The 17650-nt window shown below is 71.2% G+C and carries 21 protein-coding genes, 1 tRNA gene and 1 riboswitch; of the genes, 6 read left to right on the forward strand and 16 right to left on the reverse strand.

Annotated features, from left to right (window positions below; all coding sequences use genetic code 11):
- Positions 1 to 222 precede the first annotated feature (222 nt).
- The 3 genes from ABZ928_RS06345 to ABZ928_RS06355 are packed head-to-tail and all read left to right on the forward strand — an operon-like array spanning position 223 to position 1424.
- The gene (locus ABZ928_RS06345; protein WP_361515351.1) at positions 223 to 738 is read left to right on the forward strand and encodes an AAA family ATPase; all 516 of its coding nucleotides are present in this window, start codon (positions 223 to 225) and stop codon (positions 736 to 738) included.
- A gap of 9 nt (positions 739 to 747) precedes the next feature.
- Entirely contained in the window at positions 748 to 996 is a 249-nt protein-coding gene (locus ABZ928_RS06350; RefSeq protein ID WP_361515352.1) for a hypothetical protein, read from the forward strand.
- 56 nt (positions 997 to 1052) lie between these two features.
- Entirely contained in the window at positions 1053 to 1424 is a 372-nt protein-coding gene (locus ABZ928_RS06355) for a hypothetical protein (protein WP_361515353.1), read from the forward strand.
- Here the strand turns inward: ABZ928_RS06355 and ABZ928_RS06360 are convergent.
- From ABZ928_RS06360 to ABZ928_RS06415, 12 genes are all read right to left on the reverse strand, one after another.
- Positions 1403 to 2536 carry an LLM class flavin-dependent oxidoreductase gene (locus tag ABZ928_RS06360; RefSeq protein ID WP_361515354.1) on the reverse strand — a complete coding sequence of 378 codons (1134 nt, stop codon included), beginning with the start codon at positions 2534 to 2536 and terminating at the stop codon, positions 1403 to 1405. The genes ABZ928_RS06355 and ABZ928_RS06360 overlap by 22 nt on opposite strands.
- Positions 2529 to 3602 (reverse strand): LLM class flavin-dependent oxidoreductase, encoded by a 1074-nt coding sequence (locus ABZ928_RS06365; RefSeq protein ID WP_361515355.1) that lies wholly within the window; start codon positions 3600 to 3602, stop codon positions 2529 to 2531. The genes ABZ928_RS06360 and ABZ928_RS06365 overlap by 8 nt, the downstream gene beginning before the upstream one ends.
- Positions 3599 to 4975, reverse strand: coding sequence for an NtaA/DmoA family FMN-dependent monooxygenase (locus tag ABZ928_RS06370; RefSeq protein ID WP_361515356.1), 1377 nt, complete (start codon positions 4973 to 4975; stop codon positions 3599 to 3601). The genes ABZ928_RS06365 and ABZ928_RS06370 overlap by 4 nt, the downstream gene beginning before the upstream one ends.
- Positions 4976 to 4995: 20 nt before the next feature.
- On the reverse strand, positions 4996 to 6198 hold the full coding sequence (locus tag ABZ928_RS06375) for an LLM class flavin-dependent oxidoreductase (protein ID WP_361515357.1): 1203 nt from the start codon (positions 6196 to 6198) through the stop codon (positions 4996 to 4998).
- A 117-nt stretch (positions 6199 to 6315) separates the two neighbouring features.
- Positions 6316 to 6438, reverse strand: coding sequence for a putative leader peptide (locus tag ABZ928_RS06380; RefSeq protein ID WP_361515358.1), 123 nt, complete (start codon positions 6436 to 6438; stop codon positions 6316 to 6318).
- Positions 6435 to 7166: a GNAT family N-acetyltransferase gene (locus ABZ928_RS06385; RefSeq protein ID WP_361515360.1), complete on the reverse strand. Its 732-nt coding sequence runs from the start codon at positions 7164 to 7166 to the stop codon at positions 6435 to 6437. Before ABZ928_RS06385 ends, ABZ928_RS06380 begins: the two co-directional genes overlap by 4 nt.
- Before the next feature lie 34 nt (positions 7167 to 7200).
- Positions 7201 to 8223 (reverse strand): ABC transporter substrate-binding protein, encoded by a 1023-nt coding sequence (locus ABZ928_RS06390; RefSeq protein ID WP_361515362.1) that lies wholly within the window; start codon positions 8221 to 8223, stop codon positions 7201 to 7203.
- 92 nt (positions 8224 to 8315) lie between these two features.
- Positions 8316 to 9101: an amino acid ABC transporter ATP-binding protein gene (locus tag ABZ928_RS06395; RefSeq protein WP_361515364.1), complete on the reverse strand. Its 786-nt coding sequence runs from the start codon at positions 9099 to 9101 to the stop codon at positions 8316 to 8318.
- Positions 9098 to 10081, reverse strand: a complete 984-nt coding sequence (locus ABZ928_RS06400) for an amino acid ABC transporter permease (protein WP_361515366.1) — start codon at positions 10079 to 10081, stop codon at positions 9098 to 9100. The genes ABZ928_RS06395 and ABZ928_RS06400 overlap by 4 nt, the downstream gene beginning before the upstream one ends.
- Before the next feature lie 175 nt (positions 10082 to 10256).
- Positions 10257 to 10406, reverse strand: coding sequence for a hypothetical protein (locus tag ABZ928_RS06405; protein ID WP_361515368.1), 150 nt, complete (start codon positions 10404 to 10406; stop codon positions 10257 to 10259).
- Between the two features lie 30 nt (positions 10407 to 10436).
- A riboswitch (SAM riboswitch) is annotated at positions 10437 to 10545 on the reverse strand.
- Between the two features lie 39 nt (positions 10546 to 10584).
- Positions 10585 to 11463, reverse strand: a complete 879-nt coding sequence (locus tag ABZ928_RS06410; RefSeq protein ID WP_361515370.1) for a glutathione S-transferase C-terminal domain-containing protein — start codon at positions 11461 to 11463, stop codon at positions 10585 to 10587.
- Positions 11464 to 11584: 121 nt separating this feature from the next.
- On the reverse strand, positions 11585 to 11707 hold the full coding sequence (locus tag ABZ928_RS06415; protein ID WP_361515371.1) for a putative leader peptide: 123 nt from the start codon (positions 11705 to 11707) through the stop codon (positions 11585 to 11587).
- Between the two features lie 164 nt (positions 11708 to 11871).
- Between ABZ928_RS06415 and ABZ928_RS06420 the strand changes: the two genes are divergently transcribed.
- Together ABZ928_RS06420 and ABZ928_RS06425 are read left to right on the forward strand one after the other, a co-directional pair.
- The gene (locus ABZ928_RS06420; protein WP_361515373.1) at positions 11872 to 12672 is read left to right on the forward strand and encodes a tetratricopeptide repeat protein; all 801 of its coding nucleotides are present in this window, start codon (positions 11872 to 11874) and stop codon (positions 12670 to 12672) included.
- Between the two features lie 38 nt (positions 12673 to 12710).
- Complete coding sequence (locus tag ABZ928_RS06425; protein WP_361515375.1) at positions 12711 to 12998, forward strand: DUF1905 domain-containing protein; 288 nt, start codon at positions 12711 to 12713, stop codon at positions 12996 to 12998.
- 1 nt (position 12999) lies between these two features.
- Here the strand turns inward: ABZ928_RS06425 and ABZ928_RS06430 are convergent, their stop codons facing one another.
- From ABZ928_RS06430 to ABZ928_RS06445, 4 genes are all read right to left on the reverse strand, one after another.
- Complete coding sequence (locus ABZ928_RS06430; protein WP_361515376.1) at positions 13000 to 13863, reverse strand: LLM class flavin-dependent oxidoreductase; 864 nt, start codon at positions 13861 to 13863, stop codon at positions 13000 to 13002.
- 69 nt (positions 13864 to 13932) lie between these two features.
- Positions 13933 to 15126: an esterase-like activity of phytase family protein gene (locus ABZ928_RS06435; RefSeq protein ID WP_361515378.1), complete on the reverse strand. Its 1194-nt coding sequence runs from the start codon at positions 15124 to 15126 to the stop codon at positions 13933 to 13935.
- A 106-nt stretch (positions 15127 to 15232) separates the two neighbouring features.
- A tRNA-Pro gene (locus ABZ928_RS06440) sits at positions 15233 to 15306 on the reverse strand.
- 135 nt (positions 15307 to 15441) lie between these two features.
- On the reverse strand, positions 15442 to 16884 hold the full coding sequence (locus ABZ928_RS06445; protein ID WP_361515379.1) for an MFS transporter: 1443 nt from the start codon (positions 16882 to 16884) through the stop codon (positions 15442 to 15444).
- A gap of 174 nt (positions 16885 to 17058) precedes the next feature.
- Here ABZ928_RS06445 and ABZ928_RS06450 point away from each other — a divergent pair, with 174 nt between their 5' ends.
- On the forward strand, positions 17059 to 17637 hold the full coding sequence (locus ABZ928_RS06450; protein ID WP_361515381.1) for a helix-turn-helix domain-containing protein: 579 nt from the start codon (positions 17059 to 17061) through the stop codon (positions 17635 to 17637).
- Positions 17638 to 17650: the final 13 nt, after the last annotated feature.

The following is a 17650-nucleotide window of genomic DNA, read 5'->3' on the forward strand; positions in this document are numbered from 1 at the left end:
GGGAGGCGCCGGGCTCGGGCGGCGTCAGGAACGCGGACGGGCGTCAGGGACGCGGACAGCGGGACGCGCCCATGCGCGCCAAGTCCACGTGCAGCCTGCGGAAGAGCGCCGGACCGATCACCTCTTCACGGTAGGCAGGTGCCTTCAGGAATGGCCAGGGCGTGGCATTGCGCGCGTATGAACATTCGCCGGCCTCGGTCCTGGCTGCGGCAGGATGACGGCATGCTCATCGTCGTCGGCGGGCTCCCCGCGTCCGGAAAGACCACGCTCTCCCGGCTGCTGGCCGCCCGGGTCGGGGCGGTGCATCTGCGGATCGACACCGTCGAACAGGCCGTCGTGCGTGCCGGGTTGGCGGACCATCCGGTGGGACCCGTGGGGTACGTCGTCGGGTACGCCCTCGCCGAGGAGCATCTGCGGCAGGGGCTGACCGTCGTCGCCGAGTCGGTCAATCCGCTGGCCGTGACGCGGAATGCCTGGCGGGAGACCGCCGAGCGGGCGGGTGTCGGGGTGGTCGAGGTCGAGGTGCGCTGCTCCGACCTCGACGAGCACCGGCGGCGGGTCGCCTCGCGGTCGGTCGATGTGCCGGGGCTGCCGCTGCCCGGGTGGGAGGAGATCGTCGGGCGGGAGTACGAGCCGTGGGAGCGCGAGCGGGTGGTGGTCGATACGGCGGGTCAGACGCCCGAGGAGTCGCTGGACGTGCTGCTCGCGGTCATTGCCGCCGGTCGTTCGCCCGCCTAGGATCCGCTCATGCTTGCTTCGGACGCCGGATCGGGCGATGAGCTGCGGCATTACCTACTGATGATCCTGTGGCTGCTGCCGATCGCGGCGGGGCTGTGCGCGGTGTCCTGCGCGATGTTTCTCGGCTCCGGGCGCAGGCTGCGAGCGGCGGGTGACGGTTTCGCCGCCACGGCGAAGGCACGCAACGCCATGGCGACCGGGATCCTCGCCGTGTTCCTCGCCGTGTGCTGGGGTGCCGCTTCGCTGGTGATTCAGTAGTTCTTCGGACCAACACCTCCCGTTCCACGGCGAGTTGACCTGCCAGGAGACAGCACATGATCACCGGATACGTCCTCGGCGAGAGCCTCCGCCCCGGCGCCGAGTTCGCCCCACAGGGGCTGCGCATCCGCGCCGTGAAGCGGCTCGACGTCTCGGCGAGTGCCGCCGACGGGCAGCCTCCGCTGTGGACGCTCGTGGAGTGGGAGGCCGACGAGGGCGCCGCCCAGGAGATCGCGGACGCGCTCGCCGGGGCGCTGGAGCCGGCGCACGGGTGGTACGCCGACTTCACCGTCGGGGACGAGCGCGTGGTGGTCTTCGCGGGGAAGGTGTTCAGGTATCGGCGCGGTGACGCGGCGGGCCGTGCCGAGGCGATCGCCCACGGCAGGTCCGTGGGCACACCCCCGCATCAGCTCGACTGGGCGGAGTGACCTCGCTTTCGCCATTCCTCGGCGAGGAGTTCGTAGGACCGCACCCGGTCGGTGTGGCCGTGGGTGATGGTGGTGATGAGCAACTCGTCGGCGTCCGTGGCCTCTTGGAGTTGTTCGAGGCGGTCGGCGACCGTGGCCGGGGAGCCCACGAACTGCGTGTCGAGGCGGTCCTGGACCAACTCCTGGTCCTCGTCGGTCCATTCGCGGGCCCGCGCCTGGTCGGGCGTGGGGAACTCGATGGCGCCCTCGGCGGTGCGGATGCTGCGGACCCAGGGGGCGTATCCCGTGGCCAGTTCGCGGGCGGTGTCGTCGTCCTCGGCGACCACGACGTCGGCGGAGACGCTGACGTACGGCTTGTCGAGGGTGTCGGAGGGCTCGAAGAAGGCACGGTAGCCGTCCACGGCCTCCAGGACGGTGGCAGGGCTGACGTGGTAGTTCGCGGCGAACCGCAGGCCCCGCGCGCCCGCCACCTCCGCGCTCGTGCCGCCGCTGCTGCCGAGGATCCACACCTCGACGTGGGCGCCCTCGCCCGGCACCACATGCGCCTCGATGCCGTCCGGGGAGCGGTAGGTGCCGGCGAGCAGGGCGAGGATGTCGTCGATCTGCTCGGCGTACTCCTGGGACTCGGCGCCCGGCAGCAGGAGCAGCTTGCGTTGGAGGGCGATGCGGGGTGAGCCGAGGAGGCGTTCGAAGGAGAAGCGGGGCGGGATGACCAGGCCGTTCGGGGCGCGGTCGGTGGCGGCCGGAGTCGTCGTGGGCTGTCCTGGTGGGCGGCCGCCCGAGCGGCCCAGGCCCAGGTCGAGGCGGCCGGGGTGCAGGGCGTCGACCAGGCCGAACTCCTCGACCGTGTTGAGCGCGGTGCGGTGGCCGAGCTGGACGGCGCCGGAGCCGAGCCGGATCGTGGAGGTCGCGGCGGCCGTGAGGGCGAGGAGGACCGCCGGGGACGTACCGGCCACGCCCGGGTTGAGGTGGTGCTCGGCGAACCAGTAGCGGGCGTAGCCGAAACGCTCGGTCTGCCGGGCCAGGTCGATGGAGTTGCGCAGGGCGTCGGCGGCGGTCGAGCCGGTCGGGATGGGGACCAGGTCGAGGACGCCGAGGGGTATCTCAGGCATGGGCCGACTCCTCCTGTACGGGTCCCCACGGGAACGGCGGGTCCGGGATGTCGCGCCGCAGCACCGGGGCGACCTCGGACTGGAACAGCTCCAGCGAGTCCCGGTGCTGAGTGTCCGTCAAACCACTGGCGTCGGCGTGCAGATGCAGGACCGTGTGGCCGAACTGCTCGTGGTAGCGGTGCACCTTGTCGATGATCTGCTCCGGGCTGCCGATCAGCGCGGAGCTGCGCTCGACGAAGTCCTCCAGCGTCTCGAAGACGACCGGCAGGCCCGCCTTCTCGAAGAAGGCCAGGTTGGCCTCGAACAGCGGCCGGTAGATGTCGAGCGCCTCCTGGGAGGTGCGGGTCACCAGCAGTCCGGCCGAACCGGCGCCGACCGCGATCCGCGCCGGGTCGTGGCCGTAGTGCTCCCAGCGCTCGCGGTAGTAGCGGATCAACTCGGCGTACGGCTCAATGGGGTTGGTGACGTTCGCCGAGAACAGCGGGTCGCCGTAGCGGGCCGCAAGGTCCACCGACTCCTTGCTGGTGGCGCTGCCGTGCCAGACCCGGATCGGCCGCTGGTAGGGCCTCGGCCACACCTCGGCCTCCTTCAGCGGCGGCCGGAAGCGGGTGTCGGCGGTGACCTTGTCCTGGCGCCAGATCTGCCGGAACACCTCGTAGCTCTCGGCGTTGCGGTCCCACTGGTCCTCGGGCGTGACATGGAAGAGGTCGCGCTGGGCGGCGCCGTTGCCCTTGCCGATGATGAGGTCCAGGCGGCCCTCGGAGAGATGGTCGAGGGTGGCGTAGTCCTCGTAGGCGCGCACCGGGTCGAGCAGGCTCAGGGTCGTGACCGCGGTGAAGAGCCGGATGCGCCGGGTCAGCGCGGCGATGTGGCTGAGCACGACGGTCGGCGAGGAGGAGATGAACGGCCGCTCGTGCCGCTCCCCCACGCCGAAGCCGTCGAAGCCCAGCTCCTCGGCCAGCACGGCGTTGTCGAGCACTTCGCGGAACCGGTCGTGCGTCGGCTTCAGCTCGCCGGTGACCGGGTCCGGCCGGTGCACGATCAGCGTGATCGCGAGGAACTTCACGACGCCGCCCGCTGCTCGCCCCGTGCCTCGTCCGGGTGGGCGAGGCCGAGGTGGTCGCGGAGGGTCGTGCCCTCGTACTCGGTGCGGAACACGCCCTGTTCCTGGAGGAGCGGGACGACCTTGTCGGCGAAGACGTCGAGGCCGGTCGGGGTGATGTGCGGGACGAGGATGAAGCCGTCGCTGGCGTCGGCCTGGACGTAGTCGTTGATGGTCCTCGCGACCGTCTCCGGGGTGCCGACGAAGTTCTGCCGGTTGCCGGACTCGATGACGAGGTCGCGGATGGACCAGTTGTTGGCCTCGGCCAGCTCGCGCCACTCGCGGGCGGTGGCCAACGGGTCGCGGTACATGCGGACTTGGGCGCGGCCCTTGGAGATGTGGTCGCCGCTGACGTCCGGGTCGATGTCGGGGAGCGGGCCCTCCGGGTCGTAGGAGGACAGGTCCCGGTTCCAGACGAACTCCAGGTGCTTGAGGGCGGTGGCCCCGCTGACCTGCTGGCGGCGGACCTCCTTGGCGAGCTCCTCGGCCTCCTCGTCGGTGTCGCCGAGGACGAAGGTCGCGGCGGGCAGGATGAGCAACTCGTCATGGCGGCGGCCGTACTTGGCGAGGCGCTTCTTGACGTCCGTGTAGAAGGCCTGGCCGCCCTCCAGCGTGGCGTACCGGCTGAAGATGGCGTCGGCGCTCGACGCGGCGAACTCGCGGCCCTCCTCCGAGTCGCCCGCCTGGAAGATGACGGGGCGGCCCTGCGGGGAGCGCGGGACGTCGAACTGGCCGTGGATGTCGAAATGCTGCCCGGTGTGGACGAAGGAGCCGACCTTGGCGTCCCGCAGGAACTGGCCCGACGCCTGGTCGGCGAGGATCTCGTCGCCCTGCCAGGAGTCGAAGAGCTCGTGCGCGGTGGCCAGGAACTCCTTGGCGCGGGAGTAGCGCTCGTCCTGCGGCAGGAAGCCGCCGCGGCGGAAGTTCTCGCCGGTGAAGGCGTCCCAGGAGGTGACGACGTTCCAGGCGGAGCGGCCGTCGGAGAGGTGGTCGAGGCTCGCGAACTGGCGGGCGACCTCGTAGGGCTCGTTGAAGGTGGAGTTGATGGTGCCGGTCAGTCCGAGGTGCTCGGTGACGGCGGCGAGCGCGGTGAGGACGGTGAAGGTGTCGGGGCGGCCGACGACGTCCAAGTCGTAGATCTTGCCGCCCTGTTCGCGCAGCCGGAGGCCTTCGGCGAGGAACAGGAAGTCGAACTTGGCGCGTTCGGCGGTCTGCGCGAAGTGCACGAAGGAGCTGAACTCGATGTGGCTGCCGGCCTTCGGGTCGCTCCACACGGTGGTGTTGTTGACGCCCGGGAAGTGGGCGGCCAGATGGATCTGCTTCAGCGGCTTGCTCATGTCGGTGCGGTCCTTCCGGCTCAGGCGGCGGCGTAGCGGTTGGCGGGGCGGGGCAGGCCCAGCAGGCCGCGCAGGGTGTCGGCCTCGTAGGCGGTGCGGAAGGCGCCACGGCGCTGGAGTTCGGGGACCAGGCCCCGGGTGATGGCCGGGAGGTCGTGCCCGAGGACGGCCGGGCGGAGGCGGAAGCCGGTCAGTCCTGCCGACTGGAACTCCTGGAGGAGGTCGGCGAGTTGGGCGGGGGTGCCGGTGAAGATGCGGGCGTCGCTGGTGTACTCGCCGCCGTCGAGGGCGTCCAGACGCTCCTTGCGGGCCACGGCCTCGGCCGGGTCCTCGTCGAGGAAGACCACCAGGTCGCCGAAGACATGCAGGGGCTCGTCGGCCCGCCCTGCCGTCTCCTGCTCGGCGCGGATCTCGGCGACGATCGCGCGGGCCTGGCCGGCGTCGAACGGGGTGACGTATCCGATGTCGGCCTGGCGGGCCACCAGCCGGTACGGGACGGTCTGGTGGGCGAGGGCGGTGACGAGGGGCTGGCCCTGCGGCGGGCGCGGGGTGATGGAGGGGCCCTTGACGCTGAAGTGCTTGCCCTCGAAGTCGATGTAGTGGAGCTTGTCGCGGTCGATGAAGCGGCCGGTGGCGACGTCCCGGATCTCCGCGTCGTCCTCCCAGCTGTCCCAGAGGCGGCGCACGACCTCGACGTAGTCGGCGGCCTCGTCGAAGAGGTCGCGGACGAGTTCCTGTCCGGCCGGGCTCTGGAGCTCGTCCAGGCTCAGCGGCGGGACGGTGCGGCGCCCGAAGTGGTCGGCGTCGCTCGGGCGGGGCGAGATCTGCACCCGCAGTCCGGCGCGGCCGGTGCTGACGTAGTCGAGGGTGGCGATCGCCTTGGAGATGTGGAACGGCTCGGTGTGGGTGGCGATCACGGTCGGCACGAGGCCTATGTGCCGGGTGAGGGGTGCGATGCGGGACGCGATCAGTACGGCGTCCAGGCGTCCTCGGACCTGGTCGGTGCGGCCGTCCAGCGCGCCGAAGACGGAGGACTGGAGTCCGAGTCCGTCCTCCAGGGTCACGAAGTCGAGCAGTCCGTGCTCGGCCTCGGTGACCAGGTCGGCCCAGTAGCGCGCGGTGAACAGGTCGCGGGGGCGGGCCACCGGCTCGCGCCAGGAGGCCGGGTGCCAGCCGGTGCCGTCGAGGGCGACGGCGAGATGCAGGGCAGAAGAAGGGGACACGAGGGGTGCCTTCCTGGAGATCCGTACGAGAACACCGGCCCGGGCATACGGCACTCAGGGCGCGGTGCGGGCGACCGAAGGGAGATGGGGGTCCCCCCGGCCGCAGGCTGGGGGAGGTCAGGGGCGACAGAGGGCGCCGGCGACGCGCTGGAGGTCGATGTAGGGGCGGGAGTACAGAAGGGGGGTACGCCGCACGTCCCTGCCTCCCGCCCTCGTAGCGCGCGCCTCGTCGCGGGTCACAACGTCTCCGCGCGGGGATCTGTTCCCGGCGAGCGCACCTGGAGGATGGTCGTACGTCGGCGGAGCGTGAAGCCGATCGACTCGTAGAGCCGGATCGCGGTGGCGTTGTTCGCGGCGGCGTGCAGGAACGGGGTCTCTCCGCGTTCCCGGATGCCCGCGGCGACCGCGCGCACCAGCCGGGTGCCGAGGCCCCGGCCGCGGTGGTCCGGGTCGGTGCAGACGGCGCTGATCTCGGTCCAGCCGGGCAGGTGGAGGCGTTCGCCGGCGAGGGCGATGAGCCGGCCCTGGTGGCGGATGCCGAGGTAGGTGCCGAGGTGGACGGTGCGGGCGAGGTAGGGGCCCGGTCTGGTGCGGGCGACGAGGTCGAGGATGTCGGGGACGTCGTCGGGGCCGAGCCGTACGGCCTCGGGGGCGGGTTCGGCCCGCAGACGGGTGTCGACGAGCTGGACGCCCTGGCCGCCGCCGACGACGTCCCAGCCGTCGGGGACGGTCTCGACTCCCTTGACCTTCGCGGTCGTCGCCGGGCCGAGCAGGGTGTGCAGGTCGGCCCAGGCGGCCGGGTCGGCCGGGTCGGCGAGCGCGGCGAACGCGTAGACGTCCGCCGGGTAGCGCGCCGCCCGGCCGATCCGTTCGGCGAAGGGCGCGTGTGGTCCGTCCAGGGCGGCCCAGACGGGGTTGTCCAGGAGACGGGTGCCCAGGGCTCCGCGAAGGTCGGTCTGGTGGACCACGACAGCCTTTCCCACTACGCGTACTGACGGATGATCAGGAGTTGGTCAGCGGCAGTCCGGGCGGGTTCACCTCGGACTTGGCGACGGCCTCGCCGGAGAGGTTCCAGGCCTTGAGCCACTTCGCGTACTGCCCGTTCTCGATCAGGTAGTTGATGGCGGCCGCGAGCGGCTTGGCGAGGCCGCTGTCCTTCTTCGCGGTCGCGGCGATCAGGCCCTGGAGGGTCTCGCCGGCACCCGAGAACTGGCCGGCGACACGGGTCGCCTGGGGCGTGTTCGCGGTCTGCGTGGTGTGGTAGGCGAGGTTCGGGTTCGGGCCGAAGTAGGCGTCGATCTTCCCGCTGTTGAGGGCCAGGTAGAGGCTGTTGGTCTCCTGGAAGTACTTGACGGTGAGCTTCTTGCCCTCCTTCTCCAGCTTCGCCTTCCACTCCAGGAGGATCTTCTCCTGGTTGGTGCCGTTGCCGACGGAGACGGTCTTGCCGGCGAGGTTCTCGTAGTTGTTGTCGAAGTTCCAGGTGTTGTCCTTCTTCACCTCGAACGCGAGGTCGTCCTTGCGGTAGGAGGCGAACTCGTACTTCTGCTTGCGCTCCTCGGTGTCGGTGACGTTGGAGAAGGCCACGTTCACCTTGCCGCTGTCGAGGCCGATGAACAGGTTCTCCCACGTGGACCGCTGCACCTCGGGCTTGAGGCCGAGGACGGCGGAGACCAGGCGGCCGAGGTCGATCTCGGAGCCGGTGAGGGTCTTCTGATCGCTGCCGATGAAGCCGAGCGGCGGGCTGCCGGAGGGCAGGGTGCCGGAGCCGATGACCAGCTTGCCGCTCTTCTTGATGTCGGCGGGGAGCAGGGCGCTGATGGACTTCACCTCGGCGACCTTCAGCTCGGTCTCGGTGGCCGCGCCGTTGGACAGCCGTCCCACGGTCACCGTGCCGGCGGCGTCGGACGTCTTGGTGGCGGCGTCGCTGTCGCCCCCGCAGGCGGCGAGCCCGGTGGCGAGGGTGGCGACGGCGGTGGCCGCGGTGATGCCTCGTATCAGGCCGCGTCGGGAGAGGTTGCTGGGCATGACTGTCCTTCGTGAAAGGGAGAGGGTGGTGAGGGTGGTGCCGTGGGGGGAGGTGGGGGGAAGTCGTGGGGGCGCTCGGAACACCGCGCGGGTCAGAGCACCTTGCTGAGGAAGTCCCGGGTCCGCTCGTGCCGCGGCTTGTCCAGGACCTCGGAGGGCGGCCCCTGTTCGACGATCTTTCCGCCGTCGATGAAGACGACCCGGTCGGCGATCTCCCGGGCGAACCCGATCTCATGGGTGACGATCACCAGGGTGGTGCCGCTCTTCGCCAAGTCCTTGATGACGGCGAGGACTTCACCGACGAGTTCGGGGTCGAGGGCGGAGGTCGGCTCGTCGAAGAGGATGACGCCGGGCCGCAGCGCGAGCGCGCGGGCGATGGCCACGCGCTGCTGCTGTCCGCCGGACAGCTGCCGCGGATAGGCGGCCTCCTTCTCGGCGAGACCGACCCGCTCCAGGAGTTCCCGGGCGAGCTTCTGGGCCGCTGCCCGGTCGAGCTGTCCGGTCGCCACCGGGGCGGCGGCGATGTTCTCCAGGACGGTCAGATGCGGGAAGAGGTTGAAGTTCTGGAAGACGAACCCGATCCGGCTGCGCTGGGTCAGGATGGCCCGCTCGCTCAGCTCCTTGAGGTGTTCGCCCTGCTTGCGTACGCCGATCAGCTCGCCGTTGACGCTGACGTACCCGATCTCGGGCTTCTCCAGGTGGTTGATGACCCGGAGCAGGGTGGACTTGCCGGAGCCGGACGGGCCGAGGATGACGGTGACCTCGCCGGGGCGGACGGTCAGGTCGACGCCGTCCAGCACCCGGTGGGCGCCGTACCACTTGTGCACGTCGTGGACCTCGACGGCGGCGGGCACGACCTGGAGGGTCTCGGTGGTCATACGGCGGCCTCCCTGCGGATCCGGGCGCGCAGGTCGGTGAGCGCGGTGCGCAGCTTCTGGAGCGGGGTCGGCGGCAGGGTGCGGGTGGCGCCCCGGGCGAAGTACCGCTCGACATAGAACTGCACGACGGAGACGACGGTGGTCAGGATCAGGTACCAGACGGTGACGACCAGCAGCAGCGGCACGATGTCGCCGGGGTAGGTGGCGCCCATCGTCTGGGCCGCGCCGAACAGGTCGAGCAGGGAGACGTAGAAGACCAGCGAGGTGGCCTTGACCAGGTCGATGAGCTGGTTGACGTAGTTCGGGGTGATGGAGCGCAGGGCCTGCGGGAAGACGACCTTGCGGAACTGGTAGCCCTTCGGCAGCCCGAGTGCGGCGGCCGCCTCGTGCTGGCCCTGGTCGACGGAGAGGATGCCGCCGCGCACCGCCTCGGCCGCGTACGCCGCCTGGTTGAGGCTCAGGCCGATGACGGCGACGACGATGTCGGTGGCGAGCCGGGACTCGTCGAAGGTGAAGAAGGCGGGGCCGAAGGGGACGCCCACGCTGAGCGTCTGGTACAGGGCGCTGAAGTTGTAGAGGAAGAGCAGGATGACGATCAGCGGGATGGACCGGAACGTCCAGATGTAGATCCAGCTGACGGCCCGCAGGACCGGGCTCTTCGAGAGCCGGGCCAGGGCGAGCACGATCCCGCCGAGGAGCCCCAGCACCGCGCTGTAGGCGGTGACTTCGAGCGTGATGAGCAGTCCGTCGAGGATCGTCGGCCGCAGGAACCAGTAGCCGAACCGGTCCCACTGGTAGAAGGGGTTGGACACCAGGCCGTGCACGAACTGGGCGGCGAGGACCAGGACGACGGCGGTGGCGATCCAGCGTCCGGGCCGACGCAGCGGGACGACTCGCTGCGCGGTCAGCTGCTTTGACGGGGTGTCTGCGGGCGGCGGTGCCTCCGTGACGGAGACGGCGGCGCCTGGGGGTTCACTCATGAGGGGCTCCGGCGGGATCGGATTCCCCCGGACACGGCGCACGGGACGCGGCTACGCCGGCCGTTCTACGGCGGGGCGTGGCACACGGGAACGCACGGGAACCGGGAGCTGGGCGGACAACGGCACACCGCTCGGGCGGTGTTCGTCGGGAACGCGGGGGCTGCGGAGGGGGACGTCAGCCCCGACAGCGGGCTCGGCCCGGTGCGGTACACAGTGCGCTGTTGACGCGCAGGAGATCGACGGCCCGGTCGGCGACGAGAGGGTTCGGGTACGGCAGTACGCAGCTCAGGGTGCGGCGCTCGGCCGTCCTGGGAGCTGCGTACATGTCCGTCACCGTGTTCTTCCGGCCCGTGGGCCCTCGCGCTTACCGATGTGTCGTCGGTCCGGTCGTCACCTGGGGCACCCCACCGCGGAGCGAGGGTTGCCGGTCAGCTAGCCAGGGCTTGTCGCTGACGCTCATGACCGTTCTGGGGCGTAAGTTAAGACATCTGCCCGAACGGATGTCAATGCCGGTCCACCACGTGGGCGGTGTGCGCCGCCCAGTCGAGGATCTGCACGGCGGCACCGGCGGCCTCCAGGCCCCGGCAGTGGGCGTGGTGGCGGCGGGCGATGCCGTCGAGGTCGAGGTGCGCGCCGAACGCCGGGTGGGCGGCCAACCGGCGGGCGTACGCCCACAGTTCGGGGTGCGCGGCGATGCGCTGCACGGCGGAGGCGTCCAGGTGATGGCGGTGCACGGTGTCGAGTTGGACCAGCGCGGTCCACAACTCGACGTCGGCGGCGGTGATCTGATCCCGGATCAGATAGTCCCGTCCGACGAGCCAGCGCTCCAGCGAGCCCAGTGTCTCCAGCAGCTTGTCGAGCGCGGCGGCCCGCTCGTCGGGGCCGGTACCGGCCGTCCCGGCGTCCTGCGCGGCCCGCGCGATGCCCTCGGCGCACAGCCGTTCCACGGCCTCGGTCTCCGACTCCGCGCCGCACGGGTACAGCTCCGGGCGGTCGCCGCCGAAGCGCCGGGCCAGGTCACGGGTGATGTCCGGGGCATGGGTGCTGACGATGCGCCCCGACCAGTCGTCGCTGAGCACCGGACCTGCGGCGGGGCCCCTGTACCGGTGCGCGCTGGCCTCGTAGAGCGGGCGCAGCGCGGAGTGTCCGCCGTCCGGACAGTCCGGGATCGCGTCCAGGAACGTCACGGGACAGGCGTCGTCGAGGCCGAGGAGGCTGTGCACGACGGCGATGCGCAGTCCGTCGGGACAGGCGACCGAGAGATGGAGCCGGTAGCGGCGCGGCACGGCGTAGTGGCCGCTGCGCGCGTCCCGGCCGATCCGGCCCCGGAACGCGGGGGCGGGCTGCGCGGTCGAGGCAGGGGCGAGCGGTGTGACGGACATGGATCTCCCCGGGGGTGGGCGCGCGGACGTACGCGCGGCGGAAGCGACGTCGGGCCAGGACAGGGATGACCCCCGGCTGCGGCGGCGGGGGCGGCGACGGGAACGCGGGAACGGGCCGGGCTCAGCCCGGAAGGCTGATGGCGCTGCAGACCCGCTGGAGGTCGATGTGGCGGCGGGAGGTGAGAAGAGGCGACGGCCGTGACGTGCGGCTCACGCGGCCGACAGCCGATCCAAGGCGCCCCATGTTTCCCTACCTGTTCACTAGGATTCCCATCTGGAGTGTCGATCGCACCCGGGACGGCGTCAAGAGGGCGTCCACGAGACGGTCACCGGCACCGTGTCTTCTGGGGCCGGGCGAGGCTGGCTACTCTGGGACCGCGGCCGACGAACCGGGTGGGGGCGGACTCCATGGCATTGCTTCGTGAGCGCCATCTGAGTGCGTCCACGATCGGCACCGCGGGCAACGCCGCCGCCGCGCTGAAGCTGCTCACCGGCCTTGAGGCGGACTGCCGTACCCGGCTCGGCGACGAGGCCTGGTTCACGCTCGTCGTGCGGCACGGTGTGGCGTACTGGACGGGGGTCTGCGGGCGGGCCGCGCAGGCCGGACAGCTGACCCTTCAACTGCTGACCGTCTACCGGGAGCGGCTGGACGACCACGACCATCACGCCCTGCGGCTGCTGCGGGACGACCTCGCCCGCTGGACCGGGGAGGCGGGCGATCCCGGGGACGCCGCCCGCCGGTACGCCGAGCTGCGCCGTGACACCGAGCGGGCCCTGGGCCCGGACGCCCCGGAGACCCTGCTGGCCCGCCACAACACCGCGTACTGGTCCGCCGCCGACGGCGCGCGCACCCGCGCTCTGGCCGACTTCCGGGCCCTCCTCGACGACGAGTACCGCGTCAACGGCCCGGCCCACCCGCACACCCTCGCCGTACGCCACAACATCGCGTACTGGACCGAGGCGGAGGGCGATCCGCGCGGCGCCCTGACGCTGTTCGCCGAGCTCCTCCACGACCGTGTCGCCGCCCTGGGCCGGGAGCACCCGCACACCCTGCTCAACGCCTTCCACGTGGCCCGGCTGACGCGGCACCACGAGGACGCGTCGGCCGGGACCGCCGGCCTCGCGGAACTCCTGCCGGTGTTCACCCGGGTCTTCGCCGACGACCACCCGTGGACGCGACGGCTGCGCCGGGAACTCGGCGCCGTCTAGTCTGACCTGGTCATGACGGCCCAGGGGAACGGAATCTGATGGAACTCGCCTTCACGGGCCGGGTGATCGAGTGGCGCGGCCCGGCGCCGTTCTACTTCGTGCCCGTGCCCGACGAGGAGTCCGCCGACATCCGTGAGGTGGCGGCGATGGCCACGTACGGCTGGGGCGTGATCCCCGTCGAGGCGCGGATCGGCGAGACCTCCTTCACCACGTCGCTGTTCCCCAAGGACGGCTGCTATCTGCTGCCGCTGAAGAACGCCGTACGCAAGCCGCGGAGCATCACGGCCGGCGACGACGTCTCCGTACGGATGACCGTCCTGCTCTGACTCAGGCGGTCGCCTCGGCCAGCAGCTCGATCTGGTCGAGGCCCGAGCCGGTGGGGACGAGGATGAGTTCGTCGCAGCCGGCGGCCGCGAAGGCCTCGACGTAGGACGTGACCATGTCCGCGCTCACCGCGGCGCTCCCGGCGATCTGCTGGGCGACGTCGCCGAGGAAGCCGTAGTAGTCGAGGAGATAGGCGTCCGCCTGGGCGCGGGCGTCGGAGCCGAGGCCGAAGTAGGCCAGGGACAGCTTGCGCGGCGAGCCCGGGCGTCCGGCCTTCTGCCAGGCGGCGTCGACGCCGTCCGCGGCCTGGGCGAACATGTCCGGTGTGCCGCCGCCCATGATCCAGCCGTCGGCGTACTCGGCGACGCGCCGGAAACTGGCCTCCGTGGAGCCGCCGAGGATCAGCTCGGGGCCGCCCTCGCGCACCGGCCGGGGTCCGATCGCACCGGCGAACCCGCGTTCCTCTCCGGCCCAGACGCGCTTCAACTCGGTGAGCTGTTCGTCGAGTTGACGGCCCCGCCCCTTGGTGGACACGCCACTGGCCGCGTAGTCGTCGTCACGGCCGCCCAGCCCCACGCCCAGCACGAAGCGCCCGCCGGATATCCGCTCCAGTGACGCGGCCTGCTTGGCGAGCAGCGCGGAGTTGGAGTACAGCGGCCCGAGCAGCACGCTGGTCGTCAGGCGGATCCGGCTGGTGACCGCGGCGGCCGCGGTGAGGGCGATGAGTTCCTCGTAACCGGCGTACACCAGACGCCCGATGGTGCCGAGGGTGCTGAACCCGGCCTCCTCCGCTCGTCGGGCCCAGTCGAGCAGGGTTTGGGCGTCGGTGCCGGGCACCGTGTTGGGCAGGCCGATTCCGATGTCCATATGTGCCTCCGTTCAAAGGGAACACACAGTCGACGTCATCATGCCTGCCCCCGCCGCGATCCGGACCGCTCAGCGCAGGGCCCGCTTGTCCGCGTGCAGCGGAGCGGAGAGCCGGACGGTGATGAACTCGTCGTTGTCCGCCTGGCCGGGCGTACGGCCGGAGGAGAACGGGAAGTTGTTGTCGTTCAGGACGGCCAGCGTGCGGTCGTCGAGGAGGGAGAGGTCCTCGATCGTCTGGAACGGGAAGCGGAAGGTCGTGCCGAAGCCACCGACGCCCTTGGGGTTCGCGAGGTCCAGCAGGTCGGCCACCAGCGTCTTGTCGACCAGTCCGTCGCCGTCGCGGTCACGGGTGTCGACGAGGTAGATCCGCTTGAACTTGGCGGTGTCGCCCTGCCCGCCGTCGCGCTCCACGACGAGGAAGCGGTGCTTGTCGACGGCGATCGCGTCACCGATGGCGTGGGACGTGGACTCCAGCCGGTAGACGAAGCGCTTGCCGGTGTACGCGCGCGTGCGCAGGTCGAACTCGCTGAAGCGCAGGTCGCCGGGCGTGTCTCCGGTCACCGTGCCCTCCAGGAGCGGGTAGAGGTGGCGGCCGTCGACACCGCGGACCAGGCCCTCGAAGCCCTTGCTGCTCGCGATGGTGGGCTGGGCGCCGTTCAGGTACGGGTTCTCCGGCGCCCGCACGCCGGCCAGCGGGATCGGGGCTTCCAGCAGACGGCCCTCGGCGGAGAAGTGCAGCAGCCAGGGGCCGAACTCGTCGCCCAGCCAGTACGTTCCGTCGGCGCGCCGCGTGATCGACTCGACGTCGAAGTCGGCACCGGTGAGCACCCGGTCGGCGCGCGTCAGCGCGAACGGCACATGGTGGTCGGGGTCGCTGAGGTTGAACCCGCCGACCACGGTGACCTTCCCGGTGCGCGGGTCCGGCTCGATCCGGTGGACGCGGAGCAGGAAGTCGGCGCTGTTGGCCTTGGTTCCGTAGCCGTTGTCGGACAGCGCGTCGAAGGTGCCGTCGTGCCGGTTCACGACCCCGCTGAAGCCCTGCACGGGCTGCTCGGCGAAGGGCGGCGTGATGCCGTTGAACGGGCCCGCGCCGATGGCGGATCCGGAGGGCTCGCTGCCGGGCACGAAGGTCTGGGCGGGCAGGGCGGCGAAGCCGGTCAGCGTGGCCCGGCCGAACTCCGGGTGCTCCCGGCCGGCCACGGCGGGCGAGGCGAGGCCTATGGTCAGCGCCGCGGCGCCGGCCATGATCGAAAGTCTTCTCATGGCGCGCACAGTAGGGACACGGCGTTGCGGGAGCGCCAACACAGGGCGAACGGCGAACGAGAAAAGGGCCCTCGCAGGCTCTCGCCTGCGAAGACCCTTCACACTGTCGGGACGACAGGATTTGAACCTGCGACCCCTTGACCCCCAGTCAAGTGCGCTACCAAGCTGCGCCACGTCCCGATGCGACTCTCGCGGGTGAACCGCGGGAACACGCAGGTAAACCCTACCGCATGGACGTGACAGGGGCGGACGTCAGCCGCGTACGGCGGGACGTCAGCCGCGGACGGCGGGACGTCAGCCGCGGACGGCGGGACGTCAGCCGCGGACGGCGGCGGGGCGGCCGGCCTGCGACGGCTCGCTCGCGGCCCGGGGTGCGCTGGTGCCGCGGCCGCTCCCGCGGACCGGCACCAGCAGCGCGGCCAGGGCGGCGGCGAGGCACAGGACGGCGAGCAGGGTGAAGCCGTGTGTGTAGCCGGAGCCGTAGGGCAGACCGGAGGGCTGGAGGTGTCCGGTGACCAGGACGCTGGTCACCGCGGCGCCGATGGAGCCGCCGATGGTGCGGATGTTGGCGTTCATGCCGGTCGCGGCGCCGGTCTGGGAGGCCGGGACGCTGCCGACGATCAGGTTGGCCATCGAGGCGAAGGCCAGTCCGATGCCGAGCCCGAACACGCCCGAGACGAAGGCCACTTGCCACTGCGCGGAGTGCCAGAGGGCGAGGAGACCCAGGGCCAGCGCGCCGAGCGCGGCACCGGTCGTGAGCAACGCCTTCGCGCCGACGACGGGTTCCAGGCGGCCGCTGAGGATCCCGGAGACGAACATCGCGACGAGCATCGGCAGCATCAGCAGTCCGGAGGCCGTGACGCTCGCGCCGAAGCCGTATCCGGCCGCACTCGGCGTCTGGACGAAGGCGGGCAGGAAGGACCACAGCGCGTACATGCCCGCGCCGAAGAGCAGCGCGACGGTGTTGGTGGTCCACACGGCGGGCAGCCGCATGACGCGCAGGTCGATGAGCGGGGTGCGGGAGCGGGCCTCGGTCAGCAGCCACAGCGCGAACAGGACGGCGGCCAGCGCGAACAGGCCGATCACCCGGGCCGATCCCCAGCCCCAGCGGGTCGCCTGGCTCAGCGGCAGCAGCAGGGCCACCAGCCACGCCGACAGCAGGGCGGCGCCGAGCCAACTGACCTTGCCTTCCGCCCGGTTGGGCGACTCGGGGACATAGCGCAGAGCGATGAGCACGGTGGCCGCGACGACGGCGACGGGGATCCAGAACAGCCAGCGGTAGTCGAGCGCGGAGACGATGGGTCCGGCGGCGACGATGCCGACACCGCCGCCCGCCGCGATCACCGCGGACAGGTTGCTGATGCTGCCGCTGACCTCGGACGCGGCGAACTCGTCCCGGATGATGCCGAAGGAGAGCGGGAAGAGGGCGCCGCCGACGCCCTGGACGACCCGGGCGACGATCAGCACGCCGATGTTCGGCGCGAGGGCGGCGAGCAGACAGCCGGCCAGGACGACCAGCAGGACGGCGACGAGGGTGCGCTTCTTGCCGATCAGGTCGCCGACGCGGCCGAGGATCGGGGTGAAGACCGAGGCGGACAGCAGATACGCCGTCATCACCCAGGTCGCGGTGGACTGCGAGGTGTGCAGGGCGTGCTGGACGGTCGGCAGAGCCGGTGCGATCAGCGACTGGAGCATGGCGAACACGCCGGCACCGGTCGCGAGGACCGCGAAGGTGAGGCGGGTGGACTTGCGGGGCATGGAGAGCCTCTCCGAACACAGGGTGCGGCCGGAGCCTCGTGGGAAGCGGTCGCGGAAAGGGCAGGGAAGCGCCTCGGCTGATAAAGTGGAGGCACGCCTCCACTCTATCGGAGGCACACCTCCGCTTCAACCCGGAACGGAGGCAGACCTCCGTTTCAACCCCGGGAGGCGTCCGTGACCGCCCAGTCCTTTCCCGTCACCGAGATCGTCGCGACCCGACGGCCGACCCGGAAGGACGCCGCCCGCAACTACGACGCCCTGCTGGCCGCGGCGCGCGAGGCCTTCGCGGAGCACGGGGCGGAGGCGTCGCTGGAGGACATCGCACGGCGCGCGGGCGTCGGCATCGGCACGCTGTACCGGAACTTCCCCACCCGCCGCCATCTCTTCGAGACCGTCTACGCGGACGAGGTCAACACGCTGGTACGGGTGGCCGGCGAGGTCGCCGACCGGGAGCCCTGGGACGCCCTGGCCGCCTGGCTCGACCGGTTCGCGGGTTACATGGTGACGAAGCGCGCCGTCCGCGAGGCCCTCAACGGCGAGTCGGAGATCTTCGTGGCCTGCCGCGAGTCGATGTACGCGGCCGGCGGCCCGCTCTTCACCCGCGCCCAGGAGGCCGGGGAGGCGCGCGCGGACATGGACTTCACCGATCTGCTGCGCATGGTCGCGGGCATCACCGCGACGGCCTTCGACGACGACGCCCAGCGTCAGCGGGTCCTGTCGATCGCCCTGGACGGCGTTCGTACAAGGGTCTAGATTTTCATTGCTA

The sequence above is a fragment of the Streptomyces sp. NPDC046909 genome (assembly GCF_040644695.1).
Lineage (GTDB): Bacteria > Actinomycetota > Actinomycetes > Streptomycetales > Streptomycetaceae > Streptomyces.

Excerpts from the sequence above, each read along its gene's own strand:
- ABZ928_RS06345 (WP_361515351.1), top strand. The coding sequence starts at position 223 with ATGCTCATCGTCGTCGGCGGGCTCCCCGCGTCCGGAAAGACCACGCTC.
- ABZ928_RS06350 (WP_361515352.1), top strand. The coding sequence starts at position 748 with ATGCTTGCTTCGGACGCCGGATCGGGCGATGAGCTGCGGCATTACCTA.
- ABZ928_RS06355 (WP_361515353.1), top strand. The coding sequence starts at position 1,053 with ATGATCACCGGATACGTCCTCGGCGAGAGCCTCCGCCCCGGCGCCGAG.
- ABZ928_RS06360 (WP_361515354.1), bottom strand. The coding sequence starts at position 2,536 with ATGCCTGAGATACCCCTCGGCGTCCTCGACCTGGTCCCCATCCCGACC.
- ABZ928_RS06370 (WP_361515356.1), bottom strand. The coding sequence starts at position 4,975 with ATGAGCAAGCCGCTGAAGCAGATCCATCTGGCCGCCCACTTCCCGGGC.
- ABZ928_RS06390 (WP_361515362.1), bottom strand. The coding sequence starts at position 8,223 with ATGCCCAGCAACCTCTCCCGACGCGGCCTGATACGAGGCATCACCGCG.
- ABZ928_RS06395 (WP_361515364.1), bottom strand. The coding sequence starts at position 9,101 with ATGACCACCGAGACCCTCCAGGTCGTGCCCGCCGCCGTCGAGGTCCAC.
- ABZ928_RS06400 (WP_361515366.1), bottom strand. The coding sequence starts at position 10,081 with ATGAGTGAACCCCCAGGCGCCGCCGTCTCCGTCACGGAGGCACCGCCG.
- ABZ928_RS06405 (WP_361515368.1), bottom strand. The coding sequence starts at position 10,406 with ATGTACGCAGCTCCCAGGACGGCCGAGCGCCGCACCCTGAGCTGCGTA.
- ABZ928_RS06410 (WP_361515370.1), bottom strand. The coding sequence starts at position 11,463 with ATGTCCGTCACACCGCTCGCCCCTGCCTCGACCGCGCAGCCCGCCCCC.
- ABZ928_RS06415 (WP_361515371.1), bottom strand. The coding sequence starts at position 11,707 with ATGGGGCGCCTTGGATCGGCTGTCGGCCGCGTGAGCCGCACGTCACGG.
- ABZ928_RS06420 (WP_361515373.1), top strand. The coding sequence starts at position 11,872 with ATGGCATTGCTTCGTGAGCGCCATCTGAGTGCGTCCACGATCGGCACC.
- ABZ928_RS06425 (WP_361515375.1), top strand. The coding sequence starts at position 12,711 with ATGGAACTCGCCTTCACGGGCCGGGTGATCGAGTGGCGCGGCCCGGCG.
- ABZ928_RS06430 (WP_361515376.1), bottom strand. The coding sequence starts at position 13,863 with ATGGACATCGGAATCGGCCTGCCCAACACGGTGCCCGGCACCGACGCC.
- ABZ928_RS06435 (WP_361515378.1), bottom strand. The coding sequence starts at position 15,126 with ATGAGAAGACTTTCGATCATGGCCGGCGCCGCGGCGCTGACCATAGGC.
- ABZ928_RS06445 (WP_361515379.1), bottom strand. The coding sequence starts at position 16,884 with ATGCCCCGCAAGTCCACCCGCCTCACCTTCGCGGTCCTCGCGACCGGT.